Annotated in this window: 12 protein-coding genes; 7 read left to right on the top strand and 5 right to left on the bottom strand. The window is 37.9% G+C overall.

Annotated elements, in window-relative coordinates:
• Nucleotides 1-424: 424 nt before the first annotated feature.
• The 7 genes from HPC41_RS00975 (at nucleotide 425) to pgl (ending at nucleotide 9892) form a co-directional block, all read left to right on the top strand.
• The gene (locus HPC41_RS00975) at nucleotides 425-2887 is read left to right on the top strand and encodes a glycoside hydrolase family 95 protein (protein WP_172392157.1); all 2463 of its coding nucleotides are present in this window, start codon (nucleotides 425-427) and stop codon (nucleotides 2885-2887) included.
• 585 nt (nucleotides 2888-3472) lie between these two features.
• Complete coding sequence (locus HPC41_RS00980; protein ID WP_172392158.1) at nucleotides 3473-3745, top strand: hypothetical protein; 273 nt, start codon at nucleotides 3473-3475, stop codon at nucleotides 3743-3745.
• A 426-nt stretch (nucleotides 3746-4171) separates the two neighbouring features.
• Nucleotides 4172-5023: an SDR family NAD(P)-dependent oxidoreductase gene (locus tag HPC41_RS00985; protein WP_172392159.1), complete on the top strand. Its 852-nt coding sequence runs from the start codon at nucleotides 4172-4174 to the stop codon at nucleotides 5021-5023.
• 9 nt (nucleotides 5024-5032) lie between these two features.
• Nucleotides 5033-5965 carry a helix-turn-helix domain-containing protein gene (locus HPC41_RS00990; protein WP_172392160.1) on the top strand — a complete coding sequence of 311 codons (933 nt, stop codon included), beginning with the start codon at nucleotides 5033-5035 and terminating at the stop codon, nucleotides 5963-5965.
• A gap of 290 nt (nucleotides 5966-6255) precedes the next feature.
• Nucleotides 6256-7674: an NADP-dependent phosphogluconate dehydrogenase gene (gndA, locus tag HPC41_RS00995; protein WP_172392161.1), complete on the top strand. Its 1419-nt coding sequence runs from the start codon at nucleotides 6256-6258 to the stop codon at nucleotides 7672-7674.
• Between the two features lie 9 nt (nucleotides 7675-7683).
• Complete coding sequence (gene zwf, locus HPC41_RS01000) at nucleotides 7684-9165, top strand: glucose-6-phosphate dehydrogenase (RefSeq protein ID WP_172392162.1); 1482 nt, start codon at nucleotides 7684-7686, stop codon at nucleotides 9163-9165.
• Nucleotides 9166-9181: 16 nt separating this feature from the next.
• Entirely contained in the window at nucleotides 9182-9892 is a 711-nt protein-coding gene (gene pgl / locus HPC41_RS01005) for a 6-phosphogluconolactonase (RefSeq protein ID WP_172392163.1), read from the top strand.
• A gap of 82 nt (nucleotides 9893-9974) precedes the next feature.
• On the opposite strand, the gene HPC41_RS01010 is transcribed toward pgl, so the two are convergent.
• The 5 genes from HPC41_RS01010 to HPC41_RS01030 form a co-directional block, all read right to left on the bottom strand.
• Nucleotides 9975-10856, bottom strand: a complete 882-nt coding sequence (locus HPC41_RS01010) for a DJ-1/PfpI family protein (protein ID WP_172392164.1) — start codon at nucleotides 10854-10856, stop codon at nucleotides 9975-9977.
• 174 nt (nucleotides 10857-11030) lie between these two features.
• Complete coding sequence (locus HPC41_RS01015) at nucleotides 11031-11441, bottom strand: DUF6157 family protein (protein WP_172392165.1); 411 nt, start codon at nucleotides 11439-11441, stop codon at nucleotides 11031-11033.
• A 131-nt stretch (nucleotides 11442-11572) separates the two neighbouring features.
• Complete coding sequence (locus tag HPC41_RS01020; protein ID WP_216660619.1) at nucleotides 11573-12202, bottom strand: hypothetical protein; 630 nt, start codon at nucleotides 12200-12202, stop codon at nucleotides 11573-11575.
• A 36-nt stretch (nucleotides 12203-12238) separates the two neighbouring features.
• Complete coding sequence (locus HPC41_RS01025) at nucleotides 12239-12736, bottom strand: hypothetical protein (RefSeq protein WP_172392166.1); 498 nt, start codon at nucleotides 12734-12736, stop codon at nucleotides 12239-12241.
• A gap of 17 nt (nucleotides 12737-12753) precedes the next feature.
• Nucleotides 12754-13221 carry a hypothetical protein gene (locus HPC41_RS01030; RefSeq protein WP_172392167.1) on the bottom strand — a complete coding sequence of 156 codons (468 nt, stop codon included), beginning with the start codon at nucleotides 13219-13221 and terminating at the stop codon, nucleotides 12754-12756.
• Nucleotides 13222-13284 lie beyond the last annotated feature (63 nt).

The raw sequence follows: 13284 nt of genomic DNA on the forward strand, positions 1-13284 counted from the left end.
TGCAGGGAGCTTCTCGTTCGTTAATAGAAAGTCGAACTAGTTGCTTATCTCAGAGCTTTTACCTATGGGCCCACACCTCACCATTTCCTTTTTTGTCTAAAAAAGGAAATTTATTCGAGTTATTATTCTGTCTTCTAGCATTACTTTTTTCTATGATAATCAATAGTAGTGAGGTATAATGGGTAAACAACAAAATCGGATATCCATTTCGTATCTGAGATCGTTTGCGTAGAAAATATAAAGTAATATGTGAATAAAAAGCTAATTTTAGTTAGTAACCAAATTTAAAAAAACGAGGGATAAGCCTAATCGGACATGCCATCGCAGTGGTCAATAATCCCGGATCGACGGCAACTTGGCCAAGCATATTGACAGCTTAGCTTCATGAAATTAAAATGATTAAACCATAAATCTATATCTCGATATGAATATCAAATACCTTATTTTTTCTATCGTTCTATTGCTGCTTTCGAAGTTTAGTTCGTCGCAGGAATTGAAATTAAACTATGATAAAGAAGCTACTAACTGGAATGAAGCATTGCCATTGGGCAATGGCCGTATCGGCGCCATGGTATACGGTGGAGTTTCCCAAGAAGAGATTCAATTGAATGAAGAAACGATCTGGGCCGGACGTCCTGGGAACAATGTACCCAAAGGTAAATACTCGGATATTGTAAAAATTCGTCAACTTCTTGTTGAGGGCAGGAACAGAGAAGCGCAAGAATTGTCGAATCTCGCCTTTCCGAGAGCTGCACCAGCAGGACTGGACTATGGTATGCCCTACCAAACTTTCGGCAGCCTGATGCTTGGGTTCCCGACTCACCGTAACCCTGTTCAATATCAACGGGAGCTGGATTTAAATAAAGCGATAACTACTGTTTCTTATCAAGTCGATGGAGTCAATTATCGAAGGGAAATGTTTACGTCACTGGTCGACAGTTTGCTGTTGATCCGCATTACTGCGGATAGAGCGAAAAGTATCTCCATGGATCTAAACTGGAAAAGTCCACATCAAAATATTGGCCTAGGTATAAATAATGGTGCATTGTTTCTGCGGGGAAGAGGAAGTACAGTGGATTCCAAAGAAGGGCAGGTGGCGTTCTATGGATTTGTTTATCCGCAGGTTAAAGGTGGCCAGGTTACTCATCATGGTGAGCAGATTACGATCCAAGGTGCAGACGAAGTAATCCTTTATGTATCAATTGGAACAAACTTCAAAAATTACAAGGATCTTTCCATTGATCCTGAACGAAAAGCCACACGAATTTTTGAAAAGGCAAAAGGAATTTCTTACACAAAAGCACTGGAGCAGCATGTTAGAAAATACCAGCAGTTCTTCCATCGGGTGAAATTGGACCTTGGTAGCAATGCGCAGGCAAACAAAACAACAGATGTGCGGATTCGGGAGTTTGCAACAAACTTTGATCCACAGCTAGTAGCACTTTATTTTCAATTTGGCCGCTATTTGCTGATTTCCTCTTCCCAACCTGGAGGCCAGCCTGCCAATTTGCAGGGGATTTGGAATGCTAAACTTTCTCCACCTTGGGACAGTAAGTATACGATAAATATCAATACCGAGATGAACTACTGGCCCGCTGAGGTAGGGAATCTAAGTGAAATGCACGAACCATTGTTTAGTATGTTAAAAGACCTTGCTGTTACAGGTCAAGAGAGTGCACGGGAAATGTACCATGCCAGAGGGTGGAATGCCCACCATAACACTGATCTATGGCGCATTACGGGTGTTGTAGATGGCGGTTTTTACGGTATGTGGCCTATGGGCGGAGCTTGGTTGAGTCAGCATATCTGGCAACATTATCTGTATAAAGGGAACAAGCAATTTTTGAAGGATTATTATCACATATTGAAAGGGGCGGCTTTATTTTATCTGGATGTTTTGACCAAGGATCCATCTGGAAAATGGCTGGTCGTAAGCCCTTCCATCAGTCCAGAAAATAGCTATGAAACAGGTAGCGTAGGTGTTTCAGCCGGCACGACAATGGATAATCAACTCGTGTTTGATGTCTTTAATAATTTTATCCGTGCATCCTACGTTGTGGATTCCGATGGCGCATTGCGCGATTCTGTCAAACGAACTCTTGAACATTTACCGCCTATGCAAGTTGGACAACATGGACAGCTGCAGGAGTGGCTTAAAGATCTGGATAAAAAAAATGATCATCACCGTCATATATCACATCTATACGGATTGTTTCCATCAGGTCAGATTTCACCTTTTCGCGACCCTGCACTTGCTCAGGCAGCAAAAAATTCATTGATCTACCGTGGAGACAAGTCGACGGGTTGGTCTATGGGCTGGAAAGTAAATTGGTGGGCACGTTTGCTGGATGGAAATCAATCGTATAAATTGATCAAAGATCAATTGAGCCCAGCTCCAGAGAAACAGCAAGGACAAAGCGGCGGTACCTATCCTAATTTACTGGACGCCCATCCGCCTTTTCAGATCGATGGCAATTTTGGCTGTACATCCGGAATCGCCGAGATGTTGGTGCAATCATATGATGGGAGCATATTTTTATTACCTGCTTGGCCAGATGACTTGCCCAATGGGGAAGTGAAAGGTTTAGTCACTAGAGGAGGATTTATTATCGATATGAGCTGGAAAAATCGAAAGTTAACGGAATTAAAGGTCAGCTCTACCTTAGGAGGCAACTGCCGTATTCGTATCACAAATAAGAGTAGACTCTATTTAAAAGGGAAGCCTTTGAAAAAAGCGAATGGCAAAAATACAAATTCCTTTTTTGATGTTGATGAAATTAAAAAACCATTGATAAAAACGCAAAATAGGGCATTTGAGGTTCCTGAAACAACGCTTTATGATCTTTCGACCACGAAAGGTAAGGTTTATGAATTTGTTGTGAAATAATATTTAATACTCGAATTTATGCTAAATACTGATAAAAAAATGGAAATATAGTTGTCTGATGACTATTATGAGCTTCTGTAGTTCATCATTTTTGTGATAATATAAGGTTTTATGGCCGCTTGGATACTGTTCAAGCGGCCTTTCCTTTTTCATATGTGAATTTGATCGCTTAGTCTTTTGCTGCGACACTTTCATTTCTATAGATTCTGTAGTCTTTTCTGCCTTTATTGTCAGGCCGTAGAATTATAAAAACTGCGAGCAAAGGAATTTTTCTTCCTTGGTAAAACTGATCTGTATAAACTGTGAATATCATAGCTTTCAATATTTGGTTTAGGACAGAAACAAAAGGTATTAAGTTTACCTTTAAAGCGTTTATTTAACTTAAACAGTTTCAACTCGCGTTTTTTACCATACGCTAGGGAATAAACATTAAGAGTAGCCCTTGATGGGGATGATCCGATGCAAGCTATCAGTCAGATTCAGGTCTTATTACGATCTGTGACTAATGACAAAAAGTGATGAATTTGAACGATATGGACCGTGTTGCTGTTCCAAAGTAAAGAGAACCGTATATAGCTTTTGAAGATGAAATTTGTCAAAGTAAATCGAGTCGTGTTAAGCGCGCTGCGAGCGATGGGGTATAATGTGCTGGTTTCGCCTGTCGATGTCCAGGATCCACAAAATATTACCTGGAAAGCGATCTGGGTAGAGGACGTCGATACCTGGATTAGGAGCTTGTATTGTGGACAGGGATCTCCAGCACGTCCTAATATTCTTGATATTGATTATGTACTGGCCAACGTTGCCGATTGCTATCTGTCAGGAAGTGTATTTATAGAAAGTGATAAGGTCTATTAGGATATAAATCCTACCTTAGTCCTATGCTGTTAAAATCCCTTTGAACAAGTCACCAAGTTCCTTTCGCGAGCTCGTCGAGCCGGGCTATGCCGACTTTGTCCTGCAGCGCTCTGAGTGGGCTTATGTCAAGGAAAGGCAGGATGATAAGGAAAGGCAGGATGATAAGGAAAGCGCCGAACAGCATGCCATCAATAGGGGCCAAAGGAGGGAAGAGCCTTGCAGTTGCTGCAGGATATCGATAAGATCGAGAGCATGCTAACGACCGGATTAGGCTATGATGAGCTTAAATTTCTTAAATAACTTTAAAGTTTACCAATTTACTATCTTTATTGATAACAGCAATTCATTTAGACTACAACAACAGTGGTTTTGGATACATCTGTTTTTTAACTGTTGCAGAATTTTGTAGTAACAAAAGATAAGAAAATGGAACTAAAGGACAAAACCTATCTAGTTACGGGTGGCACGTCGGGCGTTGGAAAAGCTATTGCTAGCGGCATCGCAAAAACAGGTGCAACTATTGTAATTGTTAGCCGTACTACTTCAAACGGTGAGCAAACAGTCAAAGAAATCTCAGAGAAATCAGCAAACAAGAACATTTCCTTTCTTACGGCCGATTTAAGTTTGATGAAATCAGTTGAGCAACTTAGTATAGAGTTTAAGCAACAGCACAATCAACTCCACGGCTTGGTAAACGCCGCTGGTGCATGGTACTTCAAAAAAGAAATTACGAGTGAAGGGCTTGACAAATCATTTGCCATAAATTACCTAAGTCATTTTGTGCTTACCAACGGTTTACTTGATTTATTAAAAGCAAGCGATGAAGCACGAATTGTAACTGTTGCCGGTGCACCTCGTTTTTTGAGAAAGCCCAAAATTGATCTGAATGATCTAGAACTCACAAAATCATACAGTTGGATGAAAGCAACTAATCTGGCTATGTTTGCAAGGGTTTACTTTGGTTTTGAATTAGCTGATAGGTTAAAAAATACTTCAGTAAGTTCAATGCTTTTTCATCCCGGATTCGTAAAATCAAATCTCGGAAAGAGTACCACTCCCTGGTGGCTCAAGCTAATGTTTTTATTATCACCCGATGTTAGGAATGCACCCGAAACCTGCGAAAGCGGTGTATACGTAGCGACAAAAGAAAATGCTAAATCTTCCAACGGAAAATTCTTTGATGAAAAAAATAACATCATTGAATTCCGGGATAAGTTTGAGAAATCAATAGGTAACGAATTATGGTTATTGAGTGGGCATCTTGCATCAAAAAAGTAACTTTGTGATATGGCACATGCAAAACCGCAACGAATTAGGTCAATCGGTGAGTTTCATCGGCTGAGAGGTTTGCCCAAGCCCGAACATCCATTGATCAGTATTGTCACGACGGATGATTTCATTGGGCAGCCCGATCAAATCGCAATGAATTTTGTATTTGACTTTTATTTTATTGCTTTGAAGAGGGGGGAAGGTGTAAAATATAAATACGGACAATTGCATTACGATTTTGAGGATGATGGTGTACTGTTCTTTATGTCACCCAATCAAGTGCTCGAACTTGAAATTGCTGAGGAAGAAAAAAACGAAAAACATTCAGGTTGGATGTTGCTCATTCATCCGGATTTTATCTGGAACACGTCATTGGCAAAAAACATTAAGCAGTATGCATTTTTTGATTATTCGGTAAATGAAGCGTTGTTGTTATCAGAAAAAGAAGAAAATACACTTAACGGCATTATTGAAAACATACGACAGGAATATCATTCCAACATTGATAAGTTTAGCAAACAAATCATTTGTTCACATGTTGAAAGTTTGCTTGGTTATTCGGAACGATTTTACAACCGTCAGTTCATCACAAGGGAAAAGGCCAATCATCAAATTTTGGAACGATTGGAAAACCTGTTGACAGAGTATTTTAATAGCGATGATTTGGCAATTAAAGGTCTGCCATCTGTTCAATATGTTTCGAAAGAACTGAATCTCTCGCCAAGCTACTTAGGCAGCTTACTGCGAACAGTAACCGGCCAAAGCACACAGCAACACATACACGATAAATTGATAGAAAAAGCCAGGGGAAAACTTTCTAACACAAACTTATCAGTAAGTGAAATCGCTTACGAATTGGGATTTGAACATTCTCAATCGTTCAGTAAATTCTTCAAAACGAAGACAAAAATGAGTCCTCTGGAGTTTCGTAAACAGATAAATCTCAGATAACAAGTCAATATTATTCAAAATGTTGTATTGTAAGGGTAAAACTGCATGTTAAAGAATGCATGCAAACCTTTAGCATGTATTTACATATAGCCAATAGTAACTATTAAAAATTGGAGATTTTGGACCTGAATTAGTTTATGTTTTGAATAATTTCATTATCAACGTATTATTAATTAATGACATTTTCCAGTTGATGATAAAAATGTCACAATTGAAAGAAAATTTTAGATAATTTTTTTACTGGCATGCATTTCAGTAAATTTGATTTATAACATAAACTTTAAGTAAGAATGGAAAAGTATAATTACGGGGTCATCGGTCTGGGTGTAATGGGAAGAAATCTGCTTTACAATATTGCCGATAATGGTTTTTCTGTCGTAGGATTCGATTTAGATGAAGAAAAGGTAATAGAACTTCGTAAAGGAGTGGCTTCAGGTACAAAGGTTGTTGGAACTGTTTCGCTAGAGGAATTTGTATTGAGTTTAGAAAGTCCGCGAAAAGTTATTTTGATGGTACCTGCAGGCAAACCGGTTGATGCTGTTCTTGAAAGCATAACCCCGCTGCTGAGTCCAAAAGATATTGTCGTTGATGCGGGAAATTCTTATTTCAAAGATACCGAGAGACGTATAGCCGATTTAGCTTCTAAAAACCTTCATTTTATGGGAATGGGAGTTTCTGGAGGAGAGCAGGGCGCCAGAAGAGGACCGAGTATTATGCCAGGGGGAGATTTGGAAGTTTTCAATTTGGTGAAGCCTATGCTGGAAGTTATTTCAGCAAAAGTAAAGGGGGAGCCTTGCACCGCTTATATGGGGAAAGGAGCTGCTGGGAATTATGTTAAAATGGTTCACAACGGTATTGAATATGCCATCATGCAATTAATCAGTGAAGCATATGATTTACTGAGAAAAGGAGCTAATCTTACGAATGAACAATTGTATGAAGTTTTCAAAAGATGGAATGAAGGCGAGATGAATTCTTTCCTTATTGAAATAACAAGAGATATCTTCCAGCAAAAAGATGATGTAACAGACGGTTTTCTTGTCGACAAGATTTTAGATAAAGCAGGAGCAAAAGGAACCGGAAAATGGACCTCCCAGGAGGCTATGGAAATTGGGGTTTCTATTCCAACCATCGATATTGCCGTAACATCAAGAATTTTATCCGCTTACAAAGATGAGCGAGCAAAAGCTTCTCAATTATATGCTAAAGAAGAAGTAAAAACCCCTGAAAATACAGAATTGTTTATCAAAGAGGTGGGGGATGCTTTGTATTTATCTACTTTAATCAGTTATGCTCAAGGTTTGGCATTATTGGTAAAAGCTTCTGAGGAATATCAGTTTGAAATTCCGTTAAAAGATGTTGTTAAAATCTGGAGAGGTGGGTGTATCATCCGTTCGGTTTTATTGGAGAAATTTTATCTGGCTTATTCAAAATACGAGAACTTATCTAATATTTTATTGGATCAGGAAATTTCAGAAATTGTAAAAGATAAAATTCAGTCATTAAGAAAAACAGCTGCTTTTGCTGTATCAAACGGAATTCCAAGTTTAGGAATTCAGTCGGCTCTAGGGTATTTCGAAGCTTACACCACAGCATCTTTACCTGTCAACCTGCTTCAGGCTCAGCGTGATTATTTTGGTGCGCACACTTACCAAAGAACGGACAGAGAAGGAGTCTTTCATACTTCATGGCAAACCCCAAATAACTAGATCCTAACAATGAGTGACAATACAATCCTGCATCCCACAACGATCGTTATTTTTGGTGCAACAGGGGATTTGGCAAAAAGAAAGCTTTTTCCAGCCTTCTACAATTTATACATCGATGGCAGAATGCCAAAAGGTTTTAATATTCTAGCTTTAGGAAGAGCCGAAAATACGGATGAAAAATTCAGCGCTTATATTAAAGAAAATCTGGAGAGTTTTTCCAGGAAGACCGTAACCAAGGAAGATTGGGCTGGTTTTCAGGCTCACATCAGCTATTTTCAGCATCAGCTTGATGAAGAAAGCTCTTATCAGAATTTATATCAGAAACTGGAGAATTTTGATAAAGTGTACGGAATGAGAGGAAACAGACTTTTCTATTTGTCGATTGCACCAAACTTTGTATCGGTAATTTCAAATCATCTTAAAAATACATCAATAGCATCTGATCCTGCAACAGATCGAATTATTATCGAAAAACCTTTTGGTCACAATAAAGAATCTGCCATTGAGCTAAATAATCTTCTTTCACAAACTTTCCAGGAAGAACAGATTTATCGTATCGATCATTATTTAGGTAAAGAAACAGTACAGAATATTTTGGCGTTCAGGTTCGGAAATTCAATTTTTGAACCTCTTTGGAACCACAGACATATAGAATCGGTGCAGATTACGGTTGCCGAAGAAGTAGGAGTGGAAACAAGAGCCAGTTTTTATGAGCAGACAGGAGCTTTGCGCGATATGATTCAGAACCATCTTTTGCAAATTCTTTGTATGGTTGCTATGGAACCTCCGGCTTCACTTGGATCGAGTGAGATCAGGGACCGTAAAGTTGATGTTTTAAAATCCATCCGTAGGATTTCTCCTGAAAAAGTAGATCATTATGCGGTAAGAGGACAGTACGGACGAGGCAAAGTAAATGGGCTAAAAGTAAATGGCTATCGCCAGGAGGAGGGAATTGCTCCTGATTCCAATACCGAAACATTTGTCGCTATCAAGTTTTATCTGGATAATGAAAGATGGGAGGATGTTCCTTTTTATGTTCGTACCGGGAAGAAGATGAAAGAAAAGCATTCTTATATAACGATTCAGTTTAAGCCACTTCCAAATTCTATGTTTTCAGAAAGCACCTCGCTTCTGTCGGCTAACCGATTGATTATTAATATCCAGCCACAAATGGACATCAGATTGCAGTTTATGTCTAAAAAGCCAGGCTTGTCTTTAGCGCTTAAACCTGTGGAAATGATTTTCGATAATTTTGCCTGTCAGACCGATACTCCCGAAGCTTATGAAACTCTTTTATTGGAAGCACTTGTCGGAGACCTTACACTGTTTATGCGCTCCGATCAGGTAGAAGAAGCTTGGGATGTGATAAAAACGATTCAGGAAACCTGGGAAAAAACCAAAGACCCCTCTTTCCCAAATTATGCTTCAGGAAACTGGGGACCTGATGACAGTGATGCACTGGTAGAGCGTCAGGGACATCAGTGGGTTTAAAACTAAAAAAAAGAAAATGAATATTACAATATTTAATAATCTGGATGCTTTATATAAAAAAGCAGCTGATACATTTGTTGAGCTTTCGAACAAAGCAATCCAGAAGCATGATAAATTTGTGGTCGCGTTGAGTGGTGGCTCTTCACCGAAAGCCATTTTTAGTTTATTAGCTACTCCCGAATATGCAGATAAAATAATTTGGAACAAAATCCATTTTTTTTGGGTAGATGAAAGATGGGTTTCTCTTGAAGATGAGAAAAGTAATTTTAAGATGACGTTGGAAGTACTTTTGAATAAAGTTCCAGTCAATGAAAATCAGATTTTCCCCATGTATAAAGAGGGAATTGAGCCTGAAAATTATGCTAAAGAATACGAAACTCAAATCAGAAATGTTTTGGGAGCTGACGGTATTTTTGATTTCATCCTTTTAGGAATGGGAGATGATGGCCACACAGCATCTCTGTTTCCAGGTGAAAAGATTTTACAAGAAAAAGAAAAATGGGTTGATGCCTACTATCTAAAGCCACAGGAAATGTTCAGAATTACGTTGACTGAACCTATCATCAATAAAGCTGAAAATATTCTGATTGTTACATTTGGTAAATCCAAGAAAAATGCTTTGAATGAAGTTCTTAATGGTGTATATAATCCTGAACGATATCCGCTACAGTTAATTAAAAAGAAAGCAGGAGTCCAGATTTTTACTGATAAAGAAGCTGGAGTTTAACGTCATTTAACTATAGTGGACGTCTAGCCAAAAAGGCTCCCTTATCGATTAATAAGAGAGCCTTTTATTTGAAAAAAATAGCCTATCCTTTTTCCACTCTTGATTTTTCATAGGCGAGAAGTTCATCTGCGCAGAGTTTACCGAATTTATCGGCCGCTAATGGGCTATCAGCAGTAATCAATTTTCTGTCAACGTGACAATCGCCGGCAATTTTTTTATTCAAAATTTCAACTCCAAGTTGTTTGAGTTTTTCGCCATAGAACCAAGGCATCTCGCCCGGCTGGTATCCACTTTCTGGTAAAGTCTTATCCATTTCATCAGGAAACGAATTGATCTTATACCCTTTGAAGGGAAACTCAGCGTCTCCACAATCTGCTGCGCTTAAGAGCGCTGCCGGACCATGGCAGATTGCCAATAGATATTTATCTTGAGCTACTGCCCATTTGATAAGTTCTTTTACATCGTTATTTTCAGGTAGTCCGAGCATTGCGCCATGCCCGCCTGGGATAAAAACGGCCACGTAGTCGACATATCCTTTGTTCGTGTCAGCTATAAAATCCCGCAGGTTGTGCGGGTTTGAAAATTGCGTATTATACTTGTCAAGGATGTTACCGATGTTTTCATCTTCATACGGCATAGCCCACATTTCAAATTTTACGGGATCACCTGTTGGTGTATAGAAGTCAACCTCAAATCCAGCCTGTTCGAAATGAAGAATGGGAACCAGTGTTTCGACCGGATGGTTGCCCGTTGAAAATTTCTTTCCATTTTTCATGGTCATATACCGTTCTTCTGTGCAAAGCACAAGAATCTTTTTTCGGGTGTCCTTGTTGACATCACTGTACTTTTTTTTGCTGTAATTTGTCTTGGTCGTAACCATCGCCTTCCTTGAAAAAAAGGAAGGTTCGTAGCCAATGCCGTCAAATACAGGTTCTTTGCTCAAATCGTTTGAAAATAATGACATAGTAATATTTTTTAGTATTTGTAATTCGTGCTATTGATTAGCTTCGAATGTCAAACTTTCCACATTTTATAAATCTTTAAGAGATAACAATATCAAAGCCCATGCTGTTTCAGATAAAAAATGTTTGTGGAAAGTTCTTTTTTGGGACACCGATGTCAATAAAATAGATTGTTTTTATTTATTTGATTTCATAGCCTTTACTTTTTTGACGTTCGAGTCAGCCAAGAATTTTTGGTATTCGTCTGTTTCCATTCCATAGAGTGCAACTCTGCCGTTATTATCGCTGTGTATACCAAAGCCATAAGTTTTTGTTAGGGGAGATGCTCTGAAACATGGTTGCCCTTTTGAGAAAAATTGCTCTCTTGCTTGTTGATATTCAGCTTTTGTAAGCTCATTCCTGTCGGCAAACACTTGAAAAAGGATGTCATCGGAGGTATACTTATATGGATTTTTGGCAATCATTTCATACTGCATCTCTGCAACGGTCTTTTTGTCTTTTGCAGGTGGTTTTGTACCGCAGTTTACTTTGGTATCTTCAGCTACCATAATAAGAGTATCAAAAAAGTTGGTCGTATGTATTTTCATTTTGTTTGTTGTTTTTTGATTATGGTGTATATTGTTCGCCGTTTGGTTGCTTACGTCGCAGCAACTCTTTGTATATATCCGAACATCCTTTTTCAAAATAATATAAATGCTCGGTTCTAAAATATGAAAAATTACTTAGGCCGATTTACTTTCTGGAAAAAGTCTTCGGGTTTCGTAAAATATTCTAATCCTATAACTAATAGAATCGAGCATAAAATATAGACTTTTTGCAGTATGATTCCCAAACTCACATAACCAAATCCGAATACTGCAAAAAAGCAGTAAAAAGTCAACAAGCAAAATATACAGCAGAATTTAAGTAAATGCAGTTTAGACTTTAGGATCAAAACCGTAATAATAAATAACCCAAGTAATGTTAGCACAATTGATATAACGCCCACATCGTGTAATGGTGTGGCAATTAAAAAAATAAAAACAATGTTGGCAGCACCTATGATTTTTAAAATTCTAGCCCATGGTCTGGAAGAAATCTTCCTGGACATATGGATAAAAAAAACTCCGTAACCCACTGCATGGAATGCCATTCCAATGCGCCCCCAAATTCTACCAGGGTTTTCTGAGCCATTTACCGCTTTTGCTTCAAACAAATTGCTTATGAAATTTTTTGACCAACCGAAACCTATGGAATTTTTATCAAGCAATGAGCCGCCAGGATAGGAAATTGCGGCTATGATTATAAATATCACCGAAGTAGTTAAACATATCAAAACCACATACTTCTTAATCGTGTCTTTTATCATAGAATCAAAAATTAGCATTAAATAACAATCGAGAAATTAAGAGATCGCACGTGCCGTCAATATTTTTGATAAAATCTTGTTATATAGAAAGTACTTACCTTTAAGCGGTTTGTTATCAAATAAGTACAAATTAATCAGATCAAATTGAAGTATACCCGATTCACATTCACCAAATATACCTGTATCGATTTGGATAGGAATAATTATTTTCTCAGTCTCTTTTCCCAGTGATTTCAGGTCCATATAAAGAGATTCAAAATCTATATCTTCTCGTACTCTTTGGACTTCTGCTATAAATTGGGGATAGGCACTGTCTGAAAAACGAAGTGAGTTAATTTCTCCAGATTGATCAAAGGAAATTACCATCAGTGTCAATACTGGGATACACCTTTCCTGCAATTGGGCTGGGTATTTGAAATTTCTAAGGAAAGAATTTTCAAACTTCTTGAAGTTATCAATTTTTCCCTTGTCCTGAGCGTATACGCTATTGATCATGACATAAAAGATGATCAGTATAAATTTGATTGTTTTCATTATTAATTTTTTTTTCTTTACCACGATACGGACAATGGAGGCGTAAAAATAAACTCTCCAAAAGCTTGTTTTCCTTTGAAATTATATAGATCTTGAGATACTTTGCTTTTAGGATTTGAAAACTCCCGTGACACCCTTGCTAATCTAATCTCAATTGGAATTATGATGGGTGTATCACGATTCTCCATATTAAGATCATCATATACTACATTAAAATCTAATTTATCTTTAATTCTTAACACCTCTTTAATCATAAGCGGATGTGCACTATCAGAAAATTCTAAGTTATATTGCTTAGTTTTCTCATCATACTGGACCTTTAATGTAAAGAATGATGGAATAGAGGCTTTCTCTAAATCCATTGGATATCTTATATATTTGACAAAACTTGATTGTAATTTTGACAAATTATTATTGATCCTTTGACCGTAAACTACACTGTTAGTCCACATGACTATCACAGCAATCATTATTAACTTTTTCATACTTATTGACATTTTTTTCCTTTATACCCCATTTCATAATCTACCATTATAGTTGCTCTTTCG

Source organism: Sphingobacterium prati, from assembly GCF_013167215.1.
Classification (GTDB): Bacteria; Bacteroidota; Bacteroidia; order Sphingobacteriales; family Sphingobacteriaceae; genus Sphingobacterium; species Sphingobacterium prati.

Coding starts and splice junctions, on each gene's coding strand:
- HPC41_RS00975 (WP_172392157.1), top strand. CDS start 425: ATGAATATCAAATACCTTATTTTTTCTATCGTTCTATTGCTGCTTTCG.
- HPC41_RS00980 (WP_172392158.1), top strand. CDS start 3,473: ATGAAATTTGTCAAAGTAAATCGAGTCGTGTTAAGCGCGCTGCGAGCG.
- HPC41_RS00985 (WP_172392159.1), top strand. CDS start 4,172: ATGGAACTAAAGGACAAAACCTATCTAGTTACGGGTGGCACGTCGGGC.
- HPC41_RS00990 (WP_172392160.1), top strand. CDS start 5,033: ATGGCACATGCAAAACCGCAACGAATTAGGTCAATCGGTGAGTTTCAT.
- gndA (WP_172392161.1), top strand. CDS start 6,256: ATGGAAAAGTATAATTACGGGGTCATCGGTCTGGGTGTAATGGGAAGA.
- zwf (WP_172392162.1), top strand. CDS start 7,684: ATGAGTGACAATACAATCCTGCATCCCACAACGATCGTTATTTTTGGT.
- pgl (WP_172392163.1), top strand. CDS start 9,182: ATGAATATTACAATATTTAATAATCTGGATGCTTTATATAAAAAAGCA.
- HPC41_RS01010 (WP_172392164.1), bottom strand. CDS start 10,856: ATGTCATTATTTTCAAACGATTTGAGCAAAGAACCTGTATTTGACGGC.
- HPC41_RS01015 (WP_172392165.1), bottom strand. CDS start 11,441: ATGAAAATACATACGACCAACTTTTTTGATACTCTTATTATGGTAGCT.
- HPC41_RS01020 (WP_216660619.1), bottom strand. CDS start 12,202: ATGATAAAAGACACGATTAAGAAGTATGTGGTTTTGATATGTTTAACT.
- HPC41_RS01025 (WP_172392166.1), bottom strand. CDS start 12,736: ATGAAAACAATCAAATTTATACTGATCATCTTTTATGTCATGATCAAT.
- HPC41_RS01030 (WP_172392167.1), bottom strand. CDS start 13,221: ATGAAAAAGTTAATAATGATTGCTGTGATAGTCATGTGGACTAACAGT.